The following is a 22692-nucleotide window of genomic DNA, read 5'->3' on the forward strand; positions in this document are numbered from 1 at the left end:
GTTAATCCTCCTTAATTGCCTTGAAGTTACAGCTTTCAATACAAGCACCGCACTTGATGCACTTTTGCTGATCGATGATAAACGGTTCTTTTATTTTGCCTTCAATCGCAGAAACCGGACAAACTCTGGCACACTTACTGCATCCTTTGCAGAGTTCTTTTTCAATATAGATCATCTTGAGTGCTTGACATGTCTTCGTCGGACATTTTTTGTTTACAATATGTTCTATATATTCATCTTTGAAATACTTCAGGGTTGAGACCACCGGGCTGCAAGCCGTCTTTCCGAGTCCGCATAAAGCCGTGGAAGAAATCATATCCGATAATTCTTCCAATAAGTCTAAATCTGATAGTTCGCCCTTTCCGGCAACAATTCTCTCTAATATTTCAAGGACTCTTCTCGTACCTTCTCTGCAAGGTACACATTTCCCACAGGATTCGTTTTGAGTGAAGTTCATGAAGAATCGAGCTACTTCAACCATGCAAGTATCTTCATCCATTACTACAAGGCCGCCGGAGCCGATCATCGCTCCTACTTTTTTCAAACTGTCAAAATCAAGGGGTAAGTCCAAATGCTCACTGGTCAAACACCCGCCGGAAGGTCCGCCGATCTGAACCGCTTTAAATGCCTTGCCATCTCTTACACCGCCGCCGATATCAAAGATTACTTTGCTCAGAGTCGTTCCCATCGGTACTTCAATCAATCCCGTATTGGCGATATTTCCTGTTAACGCAAACGCTTTGGTTCCTGGGCTTTTTTCCGGTCCTATGGATTTATACCATTCTGTACCTTTCGTAATAATCATCGGTACATTGGCAAAGGTTTCTACATTGTTCAATAAAGTCGGTTTGCCATACAATCCCTGCTCCACTGTTCTAGGCGGCTTTACCCTTGGCATACCTCTTTCCCCTTCAATGGAAGTCGTCAGCGCACTGCCTTCTCCGCAAACAAAAGCACCTGCACCCTTCACGATCTTTATTTTAAAATTAAAACCGCTTCCCAATATGTTATTTCCAAGCAGTCCCACTCGCTCCGCTTGCTCAATGGCAATCTTCAGCCGCTTTACGGCCAATGGATATTCAGCTCTCACATAAATATAGCCTTCCTGCGCACCGGAAGCTACTCCGGCCATCATCATACCTTCCAACATTTTATGAGGATCTCCCTCCATGATGCTTCGGTCCATAAATGCTCCCGGATCGCCTTCATCTCCGTTGCAAACGACATATTTAATCAGTTCCTTCTGAACCTTCACCTGGGACCATTTTCTTCCTGCAGGAAAACCGCCGCCGCCTCTTCCTCTTAAATTGGAATCGTAGATCATTCGGATAATGTCCTCATCGACCAGTTCGAACAGACATTTCTCCAACGCACTGTAACCACCGTAAGCGATATACTCTTCTATGGATTCCGCATCAATCTGTCCGCAGTCTTTCAATACCACTCTGGTTTGATTTTTATAAAACGGAATTTCCTCCTGAATAGGATAACCTTTCCCTTCCTTTTTATAGATGAGTCTGTCGATAATTTCATCACTGACAATCGACTGTTCGACAATTTCTTCGCAGTCATCAATCGAAACTTTTAAATACAAAAGGTTCGCAGGCTCTATCCTTAACAGCGGTCCCATTTCACAAAATCCATGACAACCACTGTATTTTAAACCCACATGACGCCCTTCTCCTTCAGTTTCATGCTCCAGCTCCACTTCACACGGGATGTCTCGCTCTTTCATGATCTGCTTTAACTTTTCATATATTAAAGTGGAGCCTCCGGCTACACAGCCTGTTCCTCCGCATACATAAATCTTTTTCTTCTGCTGGTCCAGTCGCTGCGCATATTCTTCTCTTTTATAAATTAATTCTTGTCTGGTCAATATCTTTTCTGAATGAGTAACTGCCGTATTCTTATTTATCATTTACGATCTCCTTTCTTAGGTCTCCAAGCAAATCTTTTGCCTTCTCAGGAGTCATAGCCGCATGAACCTTTTCATTGACTGTAATAACCGGAGCAAGTCCACAGGCACCGAGACATGATACGGTCTCCACTGTAAATAACAAATCGTCCGTTGTATGCTTCTCAGCCGATAGACCCAGTTCTTTTCTTAGCTCATTTAAAATAGGAATCGACTTTCTCACGTGACAGGCTGTTCCATCACATATTTTGATGACATATTTTCCTTTTGGCTCCAATGAAAAGTTTTCATAAAAGGTAGCTACCCCATAGATTTTCGCACTGCTCACCTTAAGCTTCTTTGCCAAGTAAGGGAAAGATTCTCTAGGTAAATATCGATATTCTTCCTGAATATCTTGTAGAATAGCAACGATAGGCGGTTTTTCTCCTGCATGCATTGCTACAATTTCATCGATTTTCTTATATAATAAATCTTCAACCATATATAACGTTCCTCCTGACTTTTATTTCACATACATTTTTTGTTTCAGCAAAATAATCCATGCTCAAGACAGCAAGGATTTGTTATTTTCTTAACACAATAATTCTACGCTTTTTGCTCTATTTTTGCAACCTATTTTTGCATACAATGTACAATTTTTTGTCGCTTTTTCTTGAATTATGTTTGTTTTTCAACATTTATTGGCTTTAATTTTTTAATATGTAAAAACAGGTAAAAAAAATGACAAAAAAAACGAATCAATTTTTATTTGTTTTTTATAATTGGTTTATTCATATTTTTCTAAATATTTTTTAATTGACAATTAATTAACATCATTTTTTGAGTATTTTTTGATATTTTTTAGGTGTTATTTGGTGATTACAACAAAAAAGCATTTAATGCAACAAATACGTTATTGGATTAACAACAATCTGCATTAAATGCTTCTAAACTTTTCGATTAATCATTTCAACATTCCAGTCCTTCAGTCGAAATGATTTTAGATTCATATTTCTTAAACAAAGAGAGAAACGAACTAAATCCGTTTCTCTCTGTTATGGTTATTTTTTATGATCTATTTGTCCTGTTCGCTTCGAACAACAGCCTGAGCAGCAGCCAGCCTTGCAATAGGAACGCGGAACGGTGAGCAAGAAACATAATTTAATCCAATACTGTGACAGAATTCTATCGTCTTAGGATCGCCTCCATGTTCTCCGCAAATGCCAAGCTTGATATTTGCTCTTGTTGCTCTTCCCAGTTCAACGGCCATCTTAACCAATTTGCCTACACCAACTTGATCTAATGTTTGGAATGGATCTTCCTCAAATACGAGCTTGTCTCTATATTCTTTAATAATTTTACCCGTATCATCTCTAGAGAAGCCAAAGGTCATCTGCGTCAGATCATTTGTACCAAATGAGAAGAATTCCGCTTCTTTGGCAATTTCATCTGCTGTTAAAGCAGCTCTCGGCACTTCGATCATCGTTCCTATTAAGTAATTCAAACGGATGCCTTCCCTTTCAAAGCACTTTTCAATTGTTTCCACAACCGTCTTCTTCACATAAGCAAGTTCTTTCTCAAGCCCCACTAACGGAATCATGATTTCAGGAACGATATCCATATTTTTTTCCTTCTTTAGCTCGATCGCAGCCATAATAATAGCCTCTGCCTGCATTTCAGCAATTTCAGGATATGTAACAGCAAGTCGGCAACCTCTGTGACCCAGCATCGGATTAAACTCGTGAAGGTCTTCTACTTTCTTTGCTAATTTTTCATAAGGAACATGAATCTGTTCGGACAATAATTTAATTTCTTCATCCGTATGCGGTAAAAATTCGTGCAGAGGAGGATCTAACAGTCTGATCGTAACCGGCCGGTCTTCCATCACTTCGTAAATGCCCTTAAAGTCACTCTTTTGGAATGGAAGAAGCTGTATTAAAGCCGCTCTTCTTTCCTCTTCCGTGTCCGCAACAATCATTCTTCTTACAGCAGGGATTCTTTCTTCTTCAAAGAACATGTGCTCTGTTCTGCAAAGTCCGATACCTTCCGCACCAAAATCAACGGCCTGTTTCGCATCTCTAGGATTATCTGCATTGGTACGAACCTTTAATGTTCTGATTTCATCCGCCCATTTCATGATTAATCCAAAGTCACCGGATAATTCAGGAGCAACCGTTTTAATCTTGCCCTTAAATACTTCTCCCGCCGTGCCGTCAATGGAGATATAATCTCCTTCTACAAATTTTTCATCGCCGATAACAAGCGTCTTTTCTTCTTCATTTACCTTTATTTCCGAACAGCCGGCAACACAGCACTTTCCCATCCCTCTTGCTACTACGGCTGCATGGGAAGTCATACCGCCTCTGGCAGTTAAAATACCTTCCGCAACAACCATTCCGGCTAAATCTTCCGGTGAAGTTTCAATTCTGACAAGTACTGCTTTTTCACCATTTGCAACGGCATCCACCGCATCGGAAGCGTGGAAATAGATTTTTCCTGTTGCTGCTCCCGGAGAAGCCGGAAGACCTTTTGCAAGGGTTTGTGCTTTCTTTAATTCTTCCGCATCAAACATCGGATGGAGAAGCTGATCGATTTGAGCAGGCTCCAGCCTAGTCACCGCCGTTTTCTTGTCAATGAGCCCGTCTTGTTCCATATCTACAGCAATTTTTACCGCAGCCGCCGCTGTTCTCTTGCCGTTTCTTGTCTGAAGCATAAAGAGTTTATTTCGTTCTACCGTAAACTCCATATCCTGCATATCCGTGTAATGATTTTCAAGTAATTCAGCAATTCTCACAAACTCTTTATACACTTCCGGGAAAGCAATTTCCATCTCAGAAATTGGCTGTGGTGTTCGAATCCCCGCCACAACATCTTCACCCTGTGCATTGACTAGAAATTCTCCAAACAGCTTTGGTTCCCCGTTGGCTGGATTTCTCGTGAACGCAACGCCGGTTCCGGATGTATCACCCATGTTACCGAATACCATAGACTGAACATTTACAGCAGTTCCTAAATCGGACGGAATATTGTTTAACTGTCTATACAAAATCGCTCTCTCGTTATTCCAAGAACGGAATACAGCCATCACAGCTTCCATCAATTGTTCTTTGGGCTCCTGCGGAAATGCTCTGCCTATTTCCGATTGAACCAATGCCTTATAGTCTACAATAATCGCTTTTAAATCATCTGTCTCTAAATCTACATCAAATTTACAGCCTTTTTCCTCTTTCTTTGCGTCAAATATCGCATCAAATTTGGATTTGGAGATTTCCAAAACAACATCTCCAAACATTTGAATAAATCTTCTATAGCTGTCGTAAGCAAATCGATCATTTTCTGTCAGTTTTGCTAACCCTTCTACAGTTTCATCATTTAATCCTAAATTCAAAATGGTATCCATCATACCAGGCATAGAAAATACCGCACCGGATCGAACAGATACAAGAAGTGGATTTGAAACATCTCCAAAACTCTTGCCGGTAACGTTTTCTAGCTCCGTAAGCTTCTGAAAGATTTCTTCCTCAGTATCTTCCGCAATAATACAGTCTTCACTGTAATATCGATTACAAGCTTCCGTAGTAACGGTAAAACCAAAAGGAACAGGAAGGCCAATTTTTGTCATTTCAGCGAGGTTTGCACCTTTACCGCCTAATAAATGCCTCATATCTTTGGAGCCTTCATTAAATGAATAAACAAATTTTCCCATTTTTCTTCTCCTTCAAAAAATCCTCTTGAACAAGTCGTCGCTTGCACTCAGGTATAGATTTTTTTGATCGTGCCTTAACATATTGGCACTGTACTATAAACTAACAACAACCATAGAAAAGGTATAGAAAAATTAAAATTCCAATCTTTCTTCAATATACTTTCTAACTTCAGTTACAGGAATTCTTACTTGTTCCATCGTATCTCTGTCACGGATTGTAACACATCCGTCTACTTCTGTATCAAAGTCAACACAAATGCTGAACGGTGTACCAATCTCATCTTCTCTTCTGTATCTCTTACCGATAGAACCTGCTTCATCATAATCAACCATGAAGTACTTCGTCAGTTCTTCATAAATCGGCTGTGCAATCGGAGCAAGCTTTTTCGCAAGAGGAAGGACGGCAGCCTTAAAAGGTGCCAATGCAGGATGGAATCGTAATACAACTCGAATATCCTCTTTACCGTTTGCATCGGTCAGAACTTCTTCATCATACGCATCCACTAAGAAGGCTAACGTCACTCGGTCTGCTCCTAAGGATGGCTCGATACAGTATGGAACATACTTTTCGTTCGTTTCAGGGTCGACGTAGTTCATTTCCTGTCCGGAGTGTTCAATGTGCTGCTTCAAGTCAAAGTCCGTTCTATCTGCAATTCCCCATAGTTCACCCCAGCCAAATGGGAATAAGTACTCAATGTCTGTCGTCGCATTGCTGTAATGAGATAGTTCTTCCTTTTCATGATCTCTAAGTTTGATATGTTCTTCTCTCATATTTAATGACTTCAGGAAGTTTACACAATAGTCTTTCCAATATACAAACCATTCTAAGTCTGTTCCGGGTTTGCAGAAAAACTCCAATTCCATCTGTTCAAATTCTCTGGTTCTGAATGTGAAATTACCAGGTGTAATTTCATTTCTGAAAGATTTTCCTATTTGAGCAATACCAAACGGAATCTTCTTTCTGGAAGTTCTCTGTACATTTTTAAAGTTAACGAAAATACCTTGCGCTGTTTCAGGTCTTAAAAAGATTTCAGCCTTGGAGTCTTCCGTTACTCCCTGGAAGGTTTTAAACATTAAGTTGAATTGTCTGATTCCTGTAAAATCACTCTTGCTGCACTCTGGACAAGCAATGTCTTTTTCCTTAATGAAGGCCTCCAGTTTTTCATTGGACCAACCGTCCACTGCTATATCGGTAAGGTTTTGTTCTTTTAAATAATCTTCAATCAGTTTATCGGCTCTAAACCTTGCTTTACAGCTTTTGCAATCGATAAGCGGATCAGCAAATCCACCGACATGTCCGGATGCAACCCATGTTTTTGGGTTCATCAAAATAGCAGCATCAAGGCCCACATTGTATTTTGACTGCTGAACAAATTTTTTCCACCAGGCTTTTTTGACATTGTTCTTCAGTTCTACACCGATCGGGCCGTAATCCCAAGTATTTGCCAGCCCACCATAAATTTCAGAACCCGGGTAAACAAAGCCTCTGCCTTTTGCCAACGCTGTAATTTTTTCCATAGTGATTTCTCTACTCATAATTACCTACCATTCCTAGTTTTGATCTTTTTAATATGTTAACACCAAAAAACGAGCATTGCTCGTTTCTTGGATTTTCTTAACTATTATTGTATTCATTTTTGTTTTATTTGATTTCGATGTCCCCGGTAGCGTCAGATTCACTTGCAGATTCTTCAGAGGTCTGAGAACCTTCTTCACAATTGCACCCTTCACTGTTGCAATCTGCTTCAGCATAACAAGTATCATCGTTACAACCACAATCGTCTTCACATTCGCAATCTTCTTCTTTCTTCACTTTGTTTAATGCGTCCGAAGTTTTTGCTCTTACGTTGTTATAAACATCTGCACTCTTTACTTTTACCTCATCGGCAAGGACAGAGCTCTTTTCCACGATATCTTCAATCGTATCATTAGCCATTTCACTAATGTCAATAATCGCACCATCATCTTTTACTAATTCGATGACGCATTTTGTACCAAATGCTGCAACTAATCCAGCAATCATAGCCCAAGGGGCAAGAACCGTACCAAGAATTCCGATATTAACAGGCAGGTTTAACAGTACTTCTTCATCTTTTCTAACAATAATTTTGGAAACATTCCCCTTCTTTACTGTTTCCTTAATTTTATTGATAAGCTGTGAACCGCCTTCCCCTATTTTAGTCTTTCCTTTTTCATCGATTGCTTCTTCGATGTCAATAATGGCGTCCACGACACTTCCATCTGCAGCTTCTAAAGCTTCTTTCGCCTCTTTATAGCTTACACCTGTTCTATCTTTGACTAATTCAATTTTTTCTAATGTAATCTCCATAACCTTACCTCCTTAAATTTAATCCATTAAAAAACTTTCGCTTTTTAATTCCCTAATATCTAAATGATATCCGATATAATCACGAATAATCAATTTAAGCTGTTTTTGGGTATCATCAGTTAGAGCCAGATTTTCAAAACTCTTCAACGGATTGCACAATATATAGTTTATCACTCTAATAATACCAAAATCTACATCATAAATCAATAATTCCTTCATATTACTTTTCAGTTTCTTTACACAGTTTTGACAAATAACGCCCCCTTCTTCAATGCAAAAGGAAACCCATTCAGCTTCACAGCCGCAGCTCACACAATGTTTTAATTCCGGCATACAACCAATATAAGAAAGCGCTTTCATTTGAAAAGCCAAATCCAATGTGGAATATTTTTTTGTCCTTTTTTCTAAAACACTCAAATACTCGATCAATAAATCGAAAAGTTGAGGCGCCCTTTCATTTTCAGCCGTAATCTTATCGGTAAATTCAAGAATGTATGAAGCATGCATATATTTATCCACATCTTCCCCGATCTTGTAAAAACTCTTGATTACATCGGCACTGTTCACATTATAGTTGTCTCTGCTTTTATAGATTTCAAACTTACTATAAGTAAAAGGTCTTAAAGCCAGTGTTGCTTTGCTTCTGCCTTTTTCATTGATATTTGTCCCTGCGCTTATCTTTCCATACTTTAGGGAAAACAATACGAGTATTTTTCTGCCGCCTGCAAGTTTTATGTGCTTTAAAACTAACCCTTCCGTATCCGTATACATAGTTATTCCTTATTGTCATAACCGAAGTTGGAAAGTGCGAAATCGCTGTCTCTCCAATTTTCTTTGACCTTAACCCACAATTCAAGAAATACCTTTGTTCCTAAAAGTGCTTCGATTTCCATTCGGGAGCTCTTACCGATGCCTTTCAGCTTCTTTCCTTCTTTTCCGATAATGATCCCTTTGTGTGATTTCTTTTCACAGTGAATGACAACACCAATCTTCGTCAGCGTATCTGATTCCTTATAGCTTTCAATTTCTATCGCAATACCATGAGGAACTTCCTTGTCTAAATACATCAGCGTCTTTTCTCTTATAATTTCACTTACTATAAATCGTTCCGGATGATCCGTCACCATATCTTCCGGAAAATACATCGGTCCTTCTCCAAGTAAACTTTCTACTTCTTTCAGAATGACGTCCACATTCTTTCCTTCCAGTGCGGAAGCACCGAATATGGCATGGAACATCCCTAAGGCATTGTATTCTTCGTATATACGACGATATTTGTCCGGATCAAGCTTGTCAATCTTATTAATAACCAAAATTTTCGGCGTATCAATCCCTTCCAGAAGATCCAAAATATATCGGTCTCCGGTTCCTGCCGATAGTTCGTCATCCACAATGAGTATGATTACTTCTACTTCTTTAAACGTATTAATGGCCATTCCGGTCATATAACTCCCAAGTTTATTCTTTGGCTTATGAATACCGGGCGTATCGATAAAAATCATCTGCACATCCTCTTGATTTTCATTTTCTGCCCTATGGGTATAAATGCCTCTTATACTATTTCTAGTTGTTTGAGGTTTGTCTGTTGTAATTGAAATTTTTTCTCCTAAAATAGCGTTAAGTAATGTTGATTTTCCTACGTTTGGTCTACCTATTATTCCAATAAATCCTGATTTCATATTTCTCCTTAGATAAGGGCTTTGCCCGTCATTCAACGTCTTTAGTGGGAGATCGTACTCCCACTGAAAAAATTAAGCGGCGCCCGCCGCCTTAAGAGGCGGAAAACATCTTAATTTAGTTATAATGTAAAGCCATGGGGGAGCAGTTCACTTAATTTCATGATTTCCAAGTGTGCTTCATCTTCTCCGGTAATGACAACTAAATCCGATCCAAACTCATACATAAACTGTCTGCAGATGCCGCATGGCCATGCAGTTTTTCCGTTTCCGGTGATCGCAATAGCGGTAAATTCTCTTTTTCCTTCCGATATTGCTTTCGTAAAAGTAGTCCGTTCTGCGCAAATGGTTGCCCCATACGATGAATTTTCCACGTTTACCCCCGTAAAAACTTCTCCGTCTTTCGTCAACAAAGCCGCACCTACCCTGAACTTAGAAAAAGGTGCATATGAATTTTCTGCCGCTTTTATAGCGATCCTGTATAATTCCTTATAATCCACGTCCAGCCTACCTTTCTACCCCGATTTTACTCATAATGAGTTCTTCCTTCGCACGCATTTCCACTTTTTCTTCCTCGTCCATATGGTCGTATCCAAGCAAGTGAAAAACACTGTGCACAAATAAATAGATTAATTCACGTTCCGGAGTATGTCCAAAATCATCCGCTTGAAGAAGTGCCTGTTCCGGACATATGACAACGTCTCCAAGGCAAATCTCCCCGTCCTCCGGCAAGTCATTTAAATCATTAAATTGAGGAAAGGAAAGTACATCCGTTACTTTGTCTACACCTCTGTACTGCTTATTTAAACTGTGAATCTCTTCCTCATCCACAAAAGTCACACTTACCACTACATTTTCGGGATTGATCCCTTCTTCTTCAACACATAGCGCCCCAGCGATAATCATCTTGTCCACGACTGCTTGTCCCGGCATTCTTTCTTCACTAAAAATAATATTCATATTCTATCACCTCTTCCTCCATGTGTTTCAAGAGAGTTCTCCTTGACCTAGTAACCTTCTTCCGGCTCCGGATTGTCCCTATAATATTTTTCATACGCATTGATGATCTTTTTAACCAATTCGTGTCGTACTACATCCACATCCTTTAAATAACAAAAGTCAATATCTTTTACCCCATTAAGTACTTTTATAGCATCCACCAAGCCGGATCGTTTTCCTCTTGGCAGGTCAATCTGTGTAATGTCACCGGTGATAACCGCCTTTGAGCCAAATCCCAGTCTCGTCAAAAACATCTTCATTTGTTCTCTGGTTGTATTTTGCGCTTCATCCAATATGATGAAGGAATTGTCTAAGGTTCTTCCTCTCATATAGGCCAAAGGAACCACCTCGATGACTTCTTTTTCTTTTAATCGAAGAGCTGCTTCTCTGCCTAAAATATCATAAAGTGCATCGTACAGTGGTCTCAGGTATGGATCCACCTTTTCCTGCAAGTCTCCCGGTAAAAAGCCGAGCCGCTCTCCCGCTTCTACCGCAGGTCTTGCCAAAATAATTTTTTGCACTTCTTTATTTTTAAATGAATTGATTGCCATCGCTACCGCGATATAGGTTTTACCGGTTCCGGCGGGCCCGACTCCGAACACAATATCCTTTTCACGAATACTGCGAACATAGTCCTTCTGTCCAAGTGTTTTAGGCTTCAGCGGTTTTCCCTTATGCGTAAAGCAGATGATGTCCTTATTGATCTTACTTTCTTTATAGGACATTCCATTTTCACATAAGTTAATGACATAATTGATTTTCTGTGAATCAAGCTTCTCCTGTGAGCTAATGATAGACATTAATTCAGCCAATACTTTCTGAGCCTCAAGGGATTTTTCGCCTTTTAATATCAGCTCATTATCCCTTTGTATAATCGTAATACCAAAATGTTCCTCGATGATTTTTAAATTAGAATCCAAACTTCCAAAAAGCTCGCCCCTGTCAATCGTTTCATCAATTTGCATCTTTAATTCTTCACTCTGTTTGATTTCCAAAAACAATCTCCTGTTCTATCCCTATTTCTTGTAATGACTCAATCATTACTGATACTTCTATTATATTTTTTTCCTTTGTAAAATACAAACTTTTATTTAATATTTGTGCATTTTCTGGTAGTTTTTCTTTTATTTCTTTGCGCACCAGCTTATTGACTTCTTTTTCGATTTCCTCTTTTGTCCTTTCTCTGGAAGAAAGTGTAACTTCTGATACCTTTGACAGAGAAATTTGGATTGGGAACGGCCTGAGTGTGTTAATAGATTTTATCTGCTTTACCTCGGAAACTTCATAAGGATTATAAATTTCCAAGGTATTCATAGCTTTCTTCCCAACCTGCAATTCTATACCATAAAATGCTTTTCCAGTGTGTGTTTTCATGATTTCGACAGGGCTTTGATTAAATACAAACCGATACGGGACCCGCGCCACAACTTTTCCTTCTGCATGCACAAGCCGCTCCGTAAGTGCACTTTCCGGCTGACCGTATGCGGTGGATTTAATCGGGACTAATCCGGATATCACAATATCTCCAACATTGACATAATGGCCCGTATCTAAGATACGAATGCCTTCTATCGGTATGATATTATAAATATAGCCTTCTTTATTTGCAATAATATTACACGGTTTAGACTTATCAACAAATGTTGGATTAATCGTCCCTTCCGAAATCTGCACGACAGCCATACTGCCTTTCTGTCTTATTCCTACCCAAGAGACATTTCCAAGCTTATCATAGAGCTCCAACCTCACTTTATCCAAATCTAAATTTTTACTGCATCCTTCTACCATCCCCGCTTCTTTAAGGGCCTGACGCACTTCTCTTTCGGTAAACGCTTCATATCCTTCTACTCTAATTTCCGATATAAACAACGTCTGAAAATAGATGATTGCTAAAAATAAAATGAAGCCGCATATCCTCGCTTTATTACTTAACATAGCCGACAAAATGGGGATATATCCGCTTTCCTTCAGTACTGTGATCCTATACTTATTTTTTGTTATACCTTTTATCCTTGCAAAATCATCGCCTTTTACTTTTAATGTTAATTCAATATTATTATGTACTTTTACATTTTTCAAACAGATATTTTTCTTTATACATTCTGTAAGAAGCTCTTGCTGTTTAAAACCTTCAACCTTTATCAGCAGGTAATGCTCCAAAAAACTCGATTGATTTGATTTCACCCACAATCAGCATCCTTTCATCTTCAATCCTATTTATAGTAAGACCTTCCCCATTTAAAGCCGTAAACCGCTGTCCGTTATCGATGATAATGGTTTTTTCCGATACCATCACAATTCGCTTCACATTATCTAGGATACCCGTTTTTCCGCTAACTAGAACTCTTGGCAGGTTTAGGCTGAAATCATATATTAATTCATTCTTAATATCCATATTCCCTCCCATTTATTGCTTTGGGGTCTATCATAACAATGTATTATAAAAGCATAAAAAAAATGACCGGATTCGGTCATTTTTTATCATATAGAAAATATCGCTTTATTAATGAATACGATTAGTCAATAAAATTTGGAGTGGATAAATACCGTTCTCCTGTATCAGGAAGAATAACAACGATTCTTTTCCCTTGATTTTCAGCCTTCTTCGCAACTTCTGTAGCTGCCCACAAAGCGGCTCCGGAGGAGATGCCTACCAGCAAACCTTCTTCCCTTGCAACAGCTCTGGCTGTATCAAAGGCATCTTCGTTCTGTACCTGTATAATTTCATCATACAACTTTGTATTGAGTACGTCCGGAATAAATCCTGCACCAATCCCTTGAATTTTGTGAGGTCCAGGCTGCCCGCCGGATAAAACCGGTGAACTTGCCGGTTCTACTGCAATGACCTTCAGGTCTGGATTCTGAGATTTCAAATATTCTCCGGTACCGGTCAACGTTCCGCCTGTGCCGACTGCAGATATAAGGATATCCACTTTTCCTTCTGTATCTTCCCAAATCTCCACTCCTGTCGTTTTTCTATGGATTTCAGGATTGGCAGGATTGATAAACTGCCCCGGAATAAAACTGTCCGGTATTTCCTTTGCCAGTTCTTCCGCCTTTTCAATCGCACCCTTCATGCCTTTTGTGCCATCCGTTAAAACAATTTCAGCTCCGTAAGCCTTCAGCAAATTCCTGCGTTCAATACTCATTGTATCCGGCATCGTTAAAATAGCCCGATAACCTCTTGCAGAGGCCACAGAGGCAAGCCCTATCCCTGTATTTCCACTGGTAGGCTCAATAATTACACTTCCTGCTTTTAAAATACCTCTCTCTTCGGCATCCTGAATCATAGAAAGCGCCACTCGGTCTTTTACGCTTCCTGCAGGATTAAAGTATTCAAGCTTTGCAACAATTTCAGCTTTGAGTCCTCTTTTGCCATTATAGTTTTTCAACACTAAAAGCGGTGTATTGCCAATTAACTCTGTCACACTATTATAAATCTTTGCCATATTATCCCTCCAATTAATACTATATGACTATAATATATTCTTTATGAAGGTTTGTAAACCTTTATGCGCCAAACGCCTGTTCCAAATCTTCAATAATATCATCAATATGCTCTGTTCCAATGGACAGTCTAATCGTATTTGGCTTGATGCCCTGTTCCTTTAGCTCCTCCTCATTTAGCTGTGAATGAGTAGTGCTAGCCGGATGGATAACAAGAGACTTCACATCTGCAACATTGGCAAGCAAGGAGAAAATCTTTAGATTGTCAATAAATTTCTTTGCTTCCTCTGCTCCGCCCTTGATTTCAAAAGTAAAGATAGATCCTGCTCCTTTTGAAAAATACCTCTTATACAAATCATGGTATTTATTGTTTTCCAAAGCTGGGTGGTTTACATTCTCTACTTGCGGATGCTTGCTTAAATAGTCTACTACTTTCAGTGCATTTTCCACATGTCTTTCCACTCGTAAGGATAATGTTTCAAGACCCTGTAGGAATAAGAACGCATGCAATGGTGCTAACGTTGCACCGGTATCTCTAAGCAAAGTTGCTCTGATTTTCGTTACAAACGCTGCCGCACCAACCGCCTTTGTAAAGCTTATGCCGTGGTAGCTAGGGTTCGGATCAACCAAGGATGCAAACTTACCGCTCGCTTCCCAATCAAACTTGCCGCTGTCGACGATAACGCCTCCGATTGCTGTTCCATGTCCGCCAATGAATTTAGTAGCGGAGTGAACGACGATATCTGCACCATATTCGATTGGTCTTAATAGATATGGAGTCGCAAATGTACTGTCCACTACAAGCGGAATCTTGTGTTCATGGGCAATCTTCGCAACCGCTTCAATATCAATCAAGCTTGAATTTGGATTTCCCAATGTTTCAATAAAGATTGCTTTTGTGTTTTCCTGAATGGCTTTTTCAAAGCTGCCTTCTTCATCGGGATCTATGAAAGTGGTTGTAATGCCATACTGCGGAAGCGTATGAGCCAGCAAATTATATGTGCCTCCATAAATAGTTTTTGCGGATACAATATGGTCTCCTGCCTGTGCAAGGTTTTGAATCGTGTAAGTAACAGCTGCCGCACCGGAAGCTACTGCCAATGCAGCCACGCCGCCTTCTAATGCTGCAATTCTTCTTTCAAAAATATCCTGTGTTGGATTTGTCAATCTTCCGTAAATATTGCCTGCATCTGCAAGTCCAAATCTTGCTGCTGCATGATCGCTGTTTCTAAATACATAGGAAGTGGTCTGATAAATAGGTACCGCTCTTGCATCGGTTACCGGATCCGGCGTTTCTTGTCCAACGTGCAGCTGTAATGTCTCAAATCTATAATTTCTATCACTCATTTTATTACCTCATTCTTTCATTAATATCTCTCAAAAATCTATTTTTATTAATTTATAATATTACTCTGTAAGTTCATCGCTATCGAAGGAAAAGATGTTCAACAATTGCAACACAAAGGTTGCATTCGGCCATTTCTGAAATTTCTTCTTAACATTTTAAATATAATGTTCATTTTTTCCTCCTTTTGCTTTACCTGTTTTCATATATTTTTAGTATGAATTGAGTATAAATGTTATTCCCTACTTTGTCAATAGGGAATAAGGGTTTTTTTACTATTTTTTGTTATTTCTTATGGTCTAGATCGTATAGTCCCATTTACGCTTTTCCGTATGTTTATCCACTAAATCCTGTAAGGTAAATTGATTAATATAGTCGTCAATCACTTCATATAAGCCTTCCCAAAATGAAATCGTAGCACACTCGTTATAGCGTTCGCATTGATTTTTCGTATCCTGCAAACAAGATATCGGTGCAAAAGAACCTTCCATTATTCTTAAAATGTCTCCGATGATATATTCTTTAGGAGCCTTTGACAGTTTGTATCCTCCTTGGGGTCCTCTGACGCTGTTTAAATATCCTGCTTTTCCCAATTGGTTTACAATCTGCTCCAGATATTTGACAGAGATATTTTGACGTTCCGAAATCTCTTTCAGCGGAATATACTCCCCGGTGTTATGTTCTGCCAAATCTATCAGTAATCTTAAGGAATATCTTCCTTTGGTAGAAACTTTCATCGCTTGCACCTTCCTTTATGTTATATGAACGAATATAACATAACATTAATAGGAAATCAAATTTATATTCACTCCAAGTAAAAACCTCCCGCATGCTATCCATTCATCTTTTTAAGTTCATTTTGATAGATAAAAAGAAAAAACAACCCGATTTTATCGGGTTGTTAAATTACATTCATAGATTATGCTAGAAATTCTTCAATTGTCTTTTTAACTATTGCACCATCTGCAACACCTTTCACTTTCGGCATCACTGCACCCATGAGCTTGCCCATGTTTTGCTTCCCGCCTTCTAATCCAAGTTCAGCAGCAGTGGCCTTCACTATGTCCAAAATTTCTTCCGGAGTGAGCTGTTTTGGTAAATAGGACATCAAAATTTCTATTTCTTTGTTGTAGGATTCCAGTAAATCCGTTCTACCGGCTTTCTCAAAATCAGCGAGGGCGTCTTTTCTCATTTTTACTTGTTTTATTAAAATAGCCAAAACACCTTCATCGTCAAGTTCGACTCTATTATCTACTTCAGATTGCTTAATAGCAGCACGAACAAAGTTTACCGTATTTTTTCTGACTTCATCTCTTGCCTTCATAGCTTCTTTGAAGTCATTTGTTAATCTTTCCTTTAAGGTCAATGATAACACCTCTAATCTATCTCTACAGAAAGGGCTAATTAAAACTTCTTAGCCTTTTTTCTTGCAGCTTCAGACTTCTTCTTTCTCTTTACGCTTGGCTTTTCGTAATGTTCTCTTTTTCTTAATTCTGACATTACTCCGTCTCTTGCGCAAGAACGCTTAAATCTTTTAAGAGCGCTCTCTAAACTTTCGTTTTCTCTTACAACTACCTGTGCCATGTATCCAATTCACCTCCTGACCTATTATGAACTAACGAAACGCTGGTCCAAACGGTTTTGCCTACAACGTAAGTATTATACTATCAATTTGTCTATTAGGCAAGAATTTTTTGTCCTCAAAATCCTTTTTATTTCAAATTAATGGAACAATGGCCGTTTCAATCAGCCTGGAGGCCATGTCATCTTTCGCTTCCCCAGCAAATGGAAGTGAATATGCTTTACGGTTTGGAATCCGTCTTCTCCGCAATTGTTTACCAATCTATATCCGTTCTCAAGTTCCAGTTGTTTGGCAATGTCCTTTACTTTAATCATAATATATCCTAGTAATTCCTGATCTTCAGCAGTCACGTCGTCCAAGGATGCAATGTGTTTTTTAGGAACAATCAGCACATGCACAGGAGCTTGCGGTTCCAAATCGTGGAAACAAATAATCTTATCATCTTCATAGACAAGCTTTGACGGAATTTCTTTATTTGCAATCATACAAAAAATACAGTCTGCCATATTTTTCTCCTTTTCTTTCGTTTAATGATTTTCTCTTCCATTTATTTTGTCTGGTTTTAAAAAATCTTATCCGTATCTTAATCTCTTGCATTCATTATATTATTATAATCTTATTCTTAGTGGATTTCAAGTTACCTTCAAATTATTTTACATAAAATACCATCTAGATATAATTTTTCTACCTTCACCTGAACAAATTTATTTAAAAATTCTTCCCTGTTTAGAATGTCTTGCTCGTCTTTGATATAGGCCTTCATATAGTTTTCCGTATAACCGGTAAAGCATCCTCTATCCTGCAGATATTCTTCTACTAAAACTGTTTTTTCGCTGCCAATATTCAATTGAAAAAACGAATCAGCACTTTGCTTTCCGGCTTGGATCAATTCATCACTTCTTCGGTTTTTTACTTCCGGTGCAACATGTCCTTTCATATCCGCCGCTTTGGTACCTTGCCGCTTGGAATATTTAAAAACATGCACCTTACAAAATCCAACCTTGTCCACGATGTCAAGACTATCTCGGAAATCTTCTTCACTTTCTCCCGGAAAGCCTACAATAATATCGGTCGTAATTCCATAATACGGATTAAACTTCCGTAAAGTATTCACAATGTCCAAATACTCCGCCCGATTGTATCTTCGATTCATTGCTTTCAGTATATTATCACTTCCGCTTTGAATAGAAAGATGCAAATGCGGGCAAAGCCGTTTATATTGAAGTAGGCTCTGAACATATGCTGCATTGATAACGGTAGGCTCCAGAGAACTTAAACGGATTCTGAAATCACCTTCCATTTTTTCCAATTCATTTAATATGATTTCAATTCCGATCAATGATCTATTGTCGCTCGAATGGTTAAATTCTGCTTCCATACCGTATAACGCTGTATTGATTCCGGTCAGGATGATCTCTTTAAATCCCTTTTCTATCAGATTTTTTGCTTCATCGATGATATCTTGAGCTGCCCGGCTTCGCACGTTTCCTCTGGCATAAGGAATGATGCAATAAGAGCAAAATCGATTACATCCCTCTTGAATTTTGATATACGCTCTTGTGCGGGATTCCATGGAGGTAATAATGCCCGTCTCTTCATATTCATTAATCAGTTCATAGTCCTGAATATAGCATTCGTTTTCCTTTTTCGATTCAAGGTGCTGTTCGACCAATTCTACCAGCCTGCCCTTTTGATTGGTACCCGTTACGATATTGACGCCTTCAATCTGAGACACCTCTTCCGGACTGATCTGAGCGTAACAGCCTGTAACAGCAACAATACTCGCTTCATTCATCTTCTTCATTCTTCGGATATACTGTCTTGACTTTTTATCAGCCAAGCTTGTCACCGTACATGTATTAATAATGTAGACATCTGCGAAGTCTTCTTCATTTACGATCTCATATCCTCTATGGATAAATTTTTCTTTAATGGCTTCTGTTTCATACTGATTTACTTTACACCCTAATGTCTTGGTGGCAATACTATTTTTCCGTCCATGTGTCTTAATAAAATCAATAGCAAAACGGCTATAGGTCTCTTCTATCTCAATTCCATTGATACACTGTTTTTCCTTTGTCAATTCCAATCTCCTAATTCCTTATTTTCATCTATTATAATATAAAAAAAATAGTTTTTAAACTTAATAAAAATGCAGTTATTTGTAATTTTATTTTTTGACGACTTTTTTTTACATAAAAGGTAGTTTTTATCCATAATTCTTGCTCTGGATCATTCTATATGATAGAATATTATTGTAATATTTACCAGATTATTAATTTTGTACTTATGGAGGATTAAGATGGATCGAATAGTTAAAATTACCGAAGAAAAAATTATCATCGGAACAGAAGGCGGCGGCATTATTGAAGCCAATCGTGAAAATATAGATTTCGAGCCTTCAGTAGGTGATATTGTAAATATATTTACTAACGGAACGGATACCATCATCGTAAAAGCCAGCGAACAATTAAAATCATCGGAAAGTGAATTCGAAAAGAAAGGGATTAACATCAATATCGTCAATGAAAATGCCTCTAGTGCTTCAAATAATAATATCAATTATACTGATATGAACGTAGGGCGAAAAATGGTCAACAAAATAGCATATATTTTACTGGCCATATTTTTAGGTTCGCTGGGTGCGCATAAATTTTATTCCGGCAGAATAGGGCTAGGGATAGTATATTTAGTATTTTGTTGGACTTGCATCCCTGGATTTCTAGGCGTTATTGAAGGGATCATTGCCGCTTTCAAAACCTCTGATATGAATGGAAACATCGCTGTTTAATCACCATTCATACCCATTATAAAAAGAACAGATAGCCAGGCCCCATGGAGCTGGCTATTTTCTTGTATCTAAAAAAGTCTCTGCGTTCCAATCACATATATCGCCTTTGCTTTTTCGTTCTCACTGAAATCATATTTAGCCTCTTCCAATCATATATTAAATGATAATACCTATTGGAGGCTAACATGCATAAACCGAAATGGATTAAATTCTTTTTAATAAATGGCCTGATACTATGCTGCTTTTTTTTATCTATCTCCGCTTTTCTTATTCATTTCACAACTCCTCGTGTGACCGCATCTTTAGACAGCATTCTTCCAAGCGATAAAATAGCACTGCCAATCATCATGTATCATGGCTTGATCAAGGATCAATGCGCTCAAAATCAATATTGTATTGCTCCGGATCTCTTAGAAGGTGATTTAAAATATCTAAAAAATAATGGATATCATACCATTACAATGACCGAACTGATTAATTACGTCTATAATGATGCACCTCTTCCTGAGAATCCAATCATTCTAACCTTTGATGATGGCAATTATAACAACTATTATTACGCCTTCCCTTTATTAAAACAGTATGATCAAAAAGCGGTCATTGCGATTATTGGCATACATACCGATAAGTATAGTTTAATTAAAATAATGGACCCTTACTATTCTAATTTAAGCTGGGGGCAGATAAACGAAATGATCATGTCCGGTCATGTTGAAATACAAAACCATACCTACAATATGCATAGCATCAAGGGAGACAGAAAAGGCTGTGCCAAAAAAAGCTCCGAAAGTTTCGAAGAATATCAAAAAGCATTAACGGAGGATTTGGAACGCCTCCAGCAGCGTATCACTGATTTTACCGGAACTACTCCAAACACCATGGTTTATCCGTTTGGCTACTATTCGAAAGAAACAGAAGAAGTCATTAAAGGCATGGGATTTAAATCTTCATTGACTTGTGCTGAAAAGATCAACTATATCTCTAAAGATAAAGACTCTTTATATAAGCTCGGCCGGTTCTTAAGACCTCCTGATGAAAGCAGTGCTGCATTCTTTAAAGATATTCTAAAATCGTAGATTTCAAAAGCTCCTCCGGAGGGAATATCCTCTGAAAGGAGCTTTTATTTTCATTATAATTATAATTCCAATTCATACATCGTCATGGCCAGTGCCGCTATGCCGGCCGTTTCGGTTCTTAACGTAGTTTTTCCAAGCGTCACACATTCCGCATTGCAAGCCCTTAAGCGCTGTGCTTCCTGCTCTGAGAAGCCGCCTTCGGGTCCGATGATGATCGCCACGGTTTCCGGTATTTTTTCGAGATTTCGCAATGCATCTTTGATGGTCCTGTCCTCTTCATTTTCATAGGGAAAAAGAACCAATTCAAATCCGCCTAAACGTTCCAGCATTTCCTTAAAGCTGATATCTCCGCTCACCATAGGGATAATGCCACGTTTGCATTGTTTTACTGCTTCATCTGAAACCTTTTGCCAACGTTCAATCTTCTTCGAGAATTTGCCGTTATCCGTTACCACCGTCCTGTCCGTAAACACCGGAACAATTTCATACACGCCAAGTTCAACGTTCTTTTGAATAATCAGTTCCATCTTGCCCTGCTTTGGCACACCTTGAAATAAGGTGACTTTTGTCTTCGGTTCATTAGCAAACTTTTGCTTATCAATAATGACAGCTTCCACATAGTCCTTATCAATGAAAGATATTTCGGTTTCATATTCCCATTTGACCGAATCCGACAGTTCAATCTTGTCCCCTATTTTTAGGCGCAGCACCTTGGCTATATGATGAATATCATTTTTGTCGGTAATCCTTATACTTTTCTCTCCGATATTTTCGCTGGAAGTAAAAAATCGACTCATACATTCCCCTTTATTTTAACTGTGCTGCAATAGCACACCATTCTCCCTGTTCTAACACGTCAATGATTTCAAACCCATTTTTCCGAATTGCTTCGGAAACCATCCCTTGTTTTTCAATTAAGATACCGGAGGAAATAAAAATGCTCTTCCCTTTTAAGTGTTTTGCCACATCTTCTGCAAGCATCATGACTAAATCCGCCATCAAGTTAGCAACCACTACATCCGCCTTGAAATCAATGCCTTTGGTCAAATCCCCGTATTGGATTCGGATCACATCAGTCAGGTTGTTCAGCACTACATTTTCTTTGGATACCTCAACGGCAATGGGATCGATATCAATTCCCAGGATATTCTTAATACCCAGCAAACCGGCTGCAATGGATAAAATGCCGGAACCGCAACCCACGTCAAGAACGGCATCATTTATTTGTGTATACTTTTCAAGCAGTTTTACGCACAATGTGGTAGTTTCATGAGTTCCTGTTCCGAAAGCCATTCCCGGATCAATTTCGAGGACCAACTCATCTTCTGATTTCCTTTCATAAGCTTCCCAAGTAGGTTTTACAATAATCCTGTCGGTAATTTTAGATGGTTTAAAATATTCTTTCCAATTATCTTTCCATTCTTCGTCTGATTCAACGATGGATTCCACAACCAATCTGCCTAAATCCACATCCTCAAGAATGTCATCCTTTTTTTCTTTGAGATCTTTCACCGCAAGTCTAATTTGTTCTACTTGATTTTTTCCTTCTTCCGTATCCTCACTATAGATGATGACCGTCGGTTCTTCGTGAATTTGTTCCATCACACTGGCATCGACATAATCCCAGTCATACGTATTCTTTTTATCCATTAAATCTTCCACATCGGAAGGATCTTCTATTACTGCATTGTCAATGCCAATTTCAGAAAGTGCATTTAATACCATTTCAATGCCGACTTCGCTGGTGTATATTTTTGTTTCGATATAATTCATGTTCTACCCCTTCCCTTTTATTATAAGGATGTCTGAAAATAAGGTTGCAATTTTGGTACGCAATACTGAAGGAA

At 38.7% G+C, this 22692-nt stretch carries 23 protein-coding genes; 2 read left to right on the forward strand and 21 right to left on the reverse strand.

Annotated features, from left to right (window positions below; translation table 11 throughout):
- Position 1: 1 nt before the first annotated feature.
- From JYB65_RS04875 to mtaB, 19 genes are all read right to left on the reverse strand, one after another.
- On the reverse strand, positions 2-1918 hold the full coding sequence (locus JYB65_RS04875; protein ID WP_206581469.1) for an NADH-ubiquinone oxidoreductase-F iron-sulfur binding region domain-containing protein: 1917 nt from the start codon (positions 1916-1918) through the stop codon (positions 2-4).
- Positions 1908-2396, reverse strand: coding sequence for an NADH-quinone oxidoreductase subunit NuoE family protein (locus JYB65_RS04880; protein ID WP_206581470.1), 489 nt, complete (start codon positions 2394-2396; stop codon positions 1908-1910). The genes JYB65_RS04875 and JYB65_RS04880 overlap by 11 nt, the downstream gene beginning before the upstream one ends.
- Positions 2397-2969: 573 nt before the next feature.
- Positions 2970-5600, reverse strand: a complete 2631-nt coding sequence (gene ppdK / locus JYB65_RS04885; RefSeq protein ID WP_206581471.1) for a pyruvate, phosphate dikinase — start codon at positions 5598-5600, stop codon at positions 2970-2972.
- A 132-nt stretch (positions 5601-5732) separates the two neighbouring features.
- On the reverse strand, positions 5733-7136 hold the full coding sequence (locus JYB65_RS04890) for a glycine--tRNA ligase (protein ID WP_206581472.1): 1404 nt from the start codon (positions 7134-7136) through the stop codon (positions 5733-5735).
- A gap of 106 nt (positions 7137-7242) precedes the next feature.
- Positions 7243-7929 (reverse strand): DUF4342 domain-containing protein, encoded by a 687-nt coding sequence (locus tag JYB65_RS04895; protein ID WP_206581473.1) that lies wholly within the window; start codon positions 7927-7929, stop codon positions 7243-7245.
- 18 nt (positions 7930-7947) lie between these two features.
- Positions 7948-8700, reverse strand: coding sequence for a DNA repair protein RecO (gene recO / locus JYB65_RS04900; RefSeq protein WP_206581474.1), 753 nt, complete (start codon positions 8698-8700; stop codon positions 7948-7950).
- A 2-nt stretch (positions 8701-8702) separates the two neighbouring features.
- Positions 8703-9608 carry a GTPase Era gene (era, locus tag JYB65_RS04905; protein WP_206581475.1) on the reverse strand — a complete coding sequence of 302 codons (906 nt, stop codon included), beginning with the start codon at positions 9606-9608 and terminating at the stop codon, positions 8703-8705.
- Between the two features lie 119 nt (positions 9609-9727).
- Complete coding sequence (cdd, locus tag JYB65_RS04910) at positions 9728-10105, reverse strand: cytidine deaminase (RefSeq protein ID WP_206581476.1); 378 nt, start codon at positions 10103-10105, stop codon at positions 9728-9730.
- A gap of 7 nt (positions 10106-10112) precedes the next feature.
- A complete protein-coding gene (gene ybeY, locus JYB65_RS04915) occupies positions 10113-10565 on the reverse strand; it encodes an rRNA maturation RNase YbeY (protein ID WP_206581477.1) in 453 nt (150 codons plus the stop codon).
- 47 nt (positions 10566-10612) lie between these two features.
- On the reverse strand, positions 10613-11569 hold the full coding sequence (locus JYB65_RS04920) for a PhoH family protein (RefSeq protein ID WP_206581788.1): 957 nt from the start codon (positions 11567-11569) through the stop codon (positions 10613-10615).
- Between the two features lie 10 nt (positions 11570-11579).
- Entirely contained in the window at positions 11580-12788 is a 1209-nt protein-coding gene (locus JYB65_RS04925) for a sporulation protein YqfD (RefSeq protein ID WP_206581478.1), read from the reverse strand.
- Complete coding sequence (locus tag JYB65_RS04930; RefSeq protein ID WP_206581479.1) at positions 12736-12999, reverse strand: YabP/YqfC family sporulation protein; 264 nt, start codon at positions 12997-12999, stop codon at positions 12736-12738. The genes JYB65_RS04925 and JYB65_RS04930 overlap by 53 nt, the downstream gene beginning before the upstream one ends.
- A 121-nt stretch (positions 13000-13120) precedes the next feature.
- A complete protein-coding gene (gene cysK / locus JYB65_RS04935; RefSeq protein ID WP_206581480.1) occupies positions 13121-14053 on the reverse strand; it encodes a cysteine synthase A in 933 nt (310 codons plus the stop codon).
- Positions 14054-14114: 61 nt separating this feature from the next.
- Entirely contained in the window at positions 14115-15398 is a 1284-nt protein-coding gene (locus tag JYB65_RS04940; protein ID WP_206581481.1) for an O-acetylhomoserine aminocarboxypropyltransferase/cysteine synthase family protein, read from the reverse strand.
- Positions 15399-15695: 297 nt separating this feature from the next.
- Complete coding sequence (locus JYB65_RS04945) at positions 15696-16133, reverse strand: RrF2 family transcriptional regulator (RefSeq protein WP_206581482.1); 438 nt, start codon at positions 16131-16133, stop codon at positions 15696-15698.
- Between the two features lie 182 nt (positions 16134-16315).
- A complete protein-coding gene (locus JYB65_RS04950; RefSeq protein ID WP_206581483.1) occupies positions 16316-16762 on the reverse strand; it encodes a GatB/YqeY domain-containing protein in 447 nt (148 codons plus the stop codon).
- 38 nt (positions 16763-16800) lie between these two features.
- On the reverse strand, positions 16801-16980 hold the full coding sequence (rpsU, locus tag JYB65_RS04955) for a 30S ribosomal protein S21 (protein WP_027399339.1): 180 nt from the start codon (positions 16978-16980) through the stop codon (positions 16801-16803).
- Between the two features lie 162 nt (positions 16981-17142).
- Positions 17143-17484, reverse strand: a complete 342-nt coding sequence (locus JYB65_RS04960) for a histidine triad nucleotide-binding protein (RefSeq protein ID WP_206581484.1) — start codon at positions 17482-17484, stop codon at positions 17143-17145.
- Positions 17485-17621: 137 nt separating this feature from the next.
- Positions 17622-19061 (reverse strand): tRNA (N(6)-L-threonylcarbamoyladenosine(37)-C(2))-methylthiotransferase MtaB, encoded by a 1440-nt coding sequence (gene mtaB / locus JYB65_RS04965; RefSeq protein WP_206581485.1) that lies wholly within the window; start codon positions 19059-19061, stop codon positions 17622-17624.
- A gap of 219 nt (positions 19062-19280) precedes the next feature.
- On the opposite strand from mtaB, the gene JYB65_RS14905 reads away from it, so the two are divergent.
- Together JYB65_RS14905 and JYB65_RS04975 are read left to right on the forward strand one after the other, a co-directional pair.
- The gene (locus JYB65_RS14905; protein ID WP_245156573.1) at positions 19281-19769 is read left to right on the forward strand and encodes a TM2 domain-containing protein; all 489 of its coding nucleotides are present in this window, start codon (positions 19281-19283) and stop codon (positions 19767-19769) included.
- 185 nt (positions 19770-19954) lie between these two features.
- Positions 19955-20845: a polysaccharide deacetylase family protein gene (locus JYB65_RS04975; protein ID WP_206581486.1), complete on the forward strand. Its 891-nt coding sequence runs from the start codon at positions 19955-19957 to the stop codon at positions 20843-20845.
- Between the two features lie 59 nt (positions 20846-20904).
- Here the strand turns inward: JYB65_RS04975 and JYB65_RS04980 are convergent, their stop codons facing one another.
- Both JYB65_RS04980 and prmA read right to left on the reverse strand, forming a co-directional pair.
- On the reverse strand, positions 20905-21642 hold the full coding sequence (locus JYB65_RS04980) for an RsmE family RNA methyltransferase (protein ID WP_206581487.1): 738 nt from the start codon (positions 21640-21642) through the stop codon (positions 20905-20907).
- 10 nt (positions 21643-21652) lie between these two features.
- The gene (gene prmA / locus JYB65_RS04985; RefSeq protein WP_206581488.1) at positions 21653-22618 is read right to left on the reverse strand and encodes a 50S ribosomal protein L11 methyltransferase; all 966 of its coding nucleotides are present in this window, start codon (positions 22616-22618) and stop codon (positions 21653-21655) included.
- Positions 22619-22692 lie beyond the last annotated feature (74 nt).

Origin of the sequence: Clostridium aminobutyricum, from assembly GCF_017255415.1 — a bacterium.
Taxonomy (GTDB): Bacteria; Bacillota; Clostridia; order Peptostreptococcales; family Anaerovoracaceae; genus Aminipila; species Aminipila aminobutyrica.

What these genes read in the sequence shown, in the direction of transcription:
- JYB65_RS04940 (WP_206581481.1), bottom strand. Translation starts at nt 15,398, where the DNA reads ATGAGTGATAGAAATTATAGATTTGAGACATTACAGCTGCACGTTGGA.
- JYB65_RS04930 (WP_206581479.1), bottom strand. Translation starts at nt 12,999, where the DNA reads ATGGATATTAAGAATGAATTAATATATGATTTCAGCCTAAACCTGCCA.
- JYB65_RS04880 (WP_206581470.1), bottom strand. Translation starts at nt 2,396, where the DNA reads ATGGTTGAAGATTTATTATATAAGAAAATCGATGAAATTGTAGCAATG.
- recO (WP_206581474.1), bottom strand. Translation starts at nt 8,700, where the DNA reads ATGTATACGGATACGGAAGGGTTAGTTTTAAAGCACATAAAACTTGCA.
- JYB65_RS14905 (WP_245156573.1), top strand. Translation starts at nt 19,281, where the DNA reads ATGGATCGAATAGTTAAAATTACCGAAGAAAAAATTATCATCGGAACA.
- rpsU (WP_027399339.1), bottom strand. Translation starts at nt 16,980, where the DNA reads ATGGCACAGGTAGTTGTAAGAGAAAACGAAAGTTTAGAGAGCGCTCTT.
- ppdK (WP_206581471.1), bottom strand. Translation starts at nt 5,600, where the DNA reads ATGGGAAAATTTGTTTATTCATTTAATGAAGGCTCCAAAGATATGAGG.
- JYB65_RS04980 (WP_206581487.1), bottom strand. Translation starts at nt 21,642, where the DNA reads ATGAGTCGATTTTTTACTTCCAGCGAAAATATCGGAGAGAAAAGTATA.
- JYB65_RS04875 (WP_206581469.1), bottom strand. Translation starts at nt 1,918, where the DNA reads ATGATAAATAAGAATACGGCAGTTACTCATTCAGAAAAGATATTGACC.
- JYB65_RS04920 (WP_206581788.1), bottom strand. Translation starts at nt 11,569, where the DNA reads ATGCAAATTGATGAAACGATTGACAGGGGCGAGCTTTTTGGAAGTTTG.
- JYB65_RS04895 (WP_206581473.1), bottom strand. Translation starts at nt 7,929, where the DNA reads ATGGAGATTACATTAGAAAAAATTGAATTAGTCAAAGATAGAACAGGT.
- JYB65_RS04945 (WP_206581482.1), bottom strand. Translation starts at nt 16,133, where the DNA reads ATGAAAGTTTCTACCAAAGGAAGATATTCCTTAAGATTACTGATAGAT.
- cysK (WP_206581480.1), bottom strand. Translation starts at nt 14,053, where the DNA reads ATGGCAAAGATTTATAATAGTGTGACAGAGTTAATTGGCAATACACCG.
- JYB65_RS04975 (WP_206581486.1), top strand. Translation starts at nt 19,955, where the DNA reads ATGCATAAACCGAAATGGATTAAATTCTTTTTAATAAATGGCCTGATA.
- era (WP_206581475.1), bottom strand. Translation starts at nt 9,608, where the DNA reads ATGAAATCAGGATTTATTGGAATAATAGGTAGACCAAACGTAGGAAAA.
- JYB65_RS04890 (WP_206581472.1), bottom strand. Translation starts at nt 7,136, where the DNA reads ATGAGTAGAGAAATCACTATGGAAAAAATTACAGCGTTGGCAAAAGGC.
- ybeY (WP_206581477.1), bottom strand. Translation starts at nt 10,565, where the DNA reads ATGAATATTATTTTTAGTGAAGAAAGAATGCCGGGACAAGCAGTCGTG.
- JYB65_RS04960 (WP_206581484.1), bottom strand. Translation starts at nt 17,484, where the DNA reads ATGGCAGACTGTATTTTTTGTATGATTGCAAATAAAGAAATTCCGTCA.
- prmA (WP_206581488.1), bottom strand. Translation starts at nt 22,618, where the DNA reads ATGAATTATATCGAAACAAAAATATACACCAGCGAAGTCGGCATTGAA.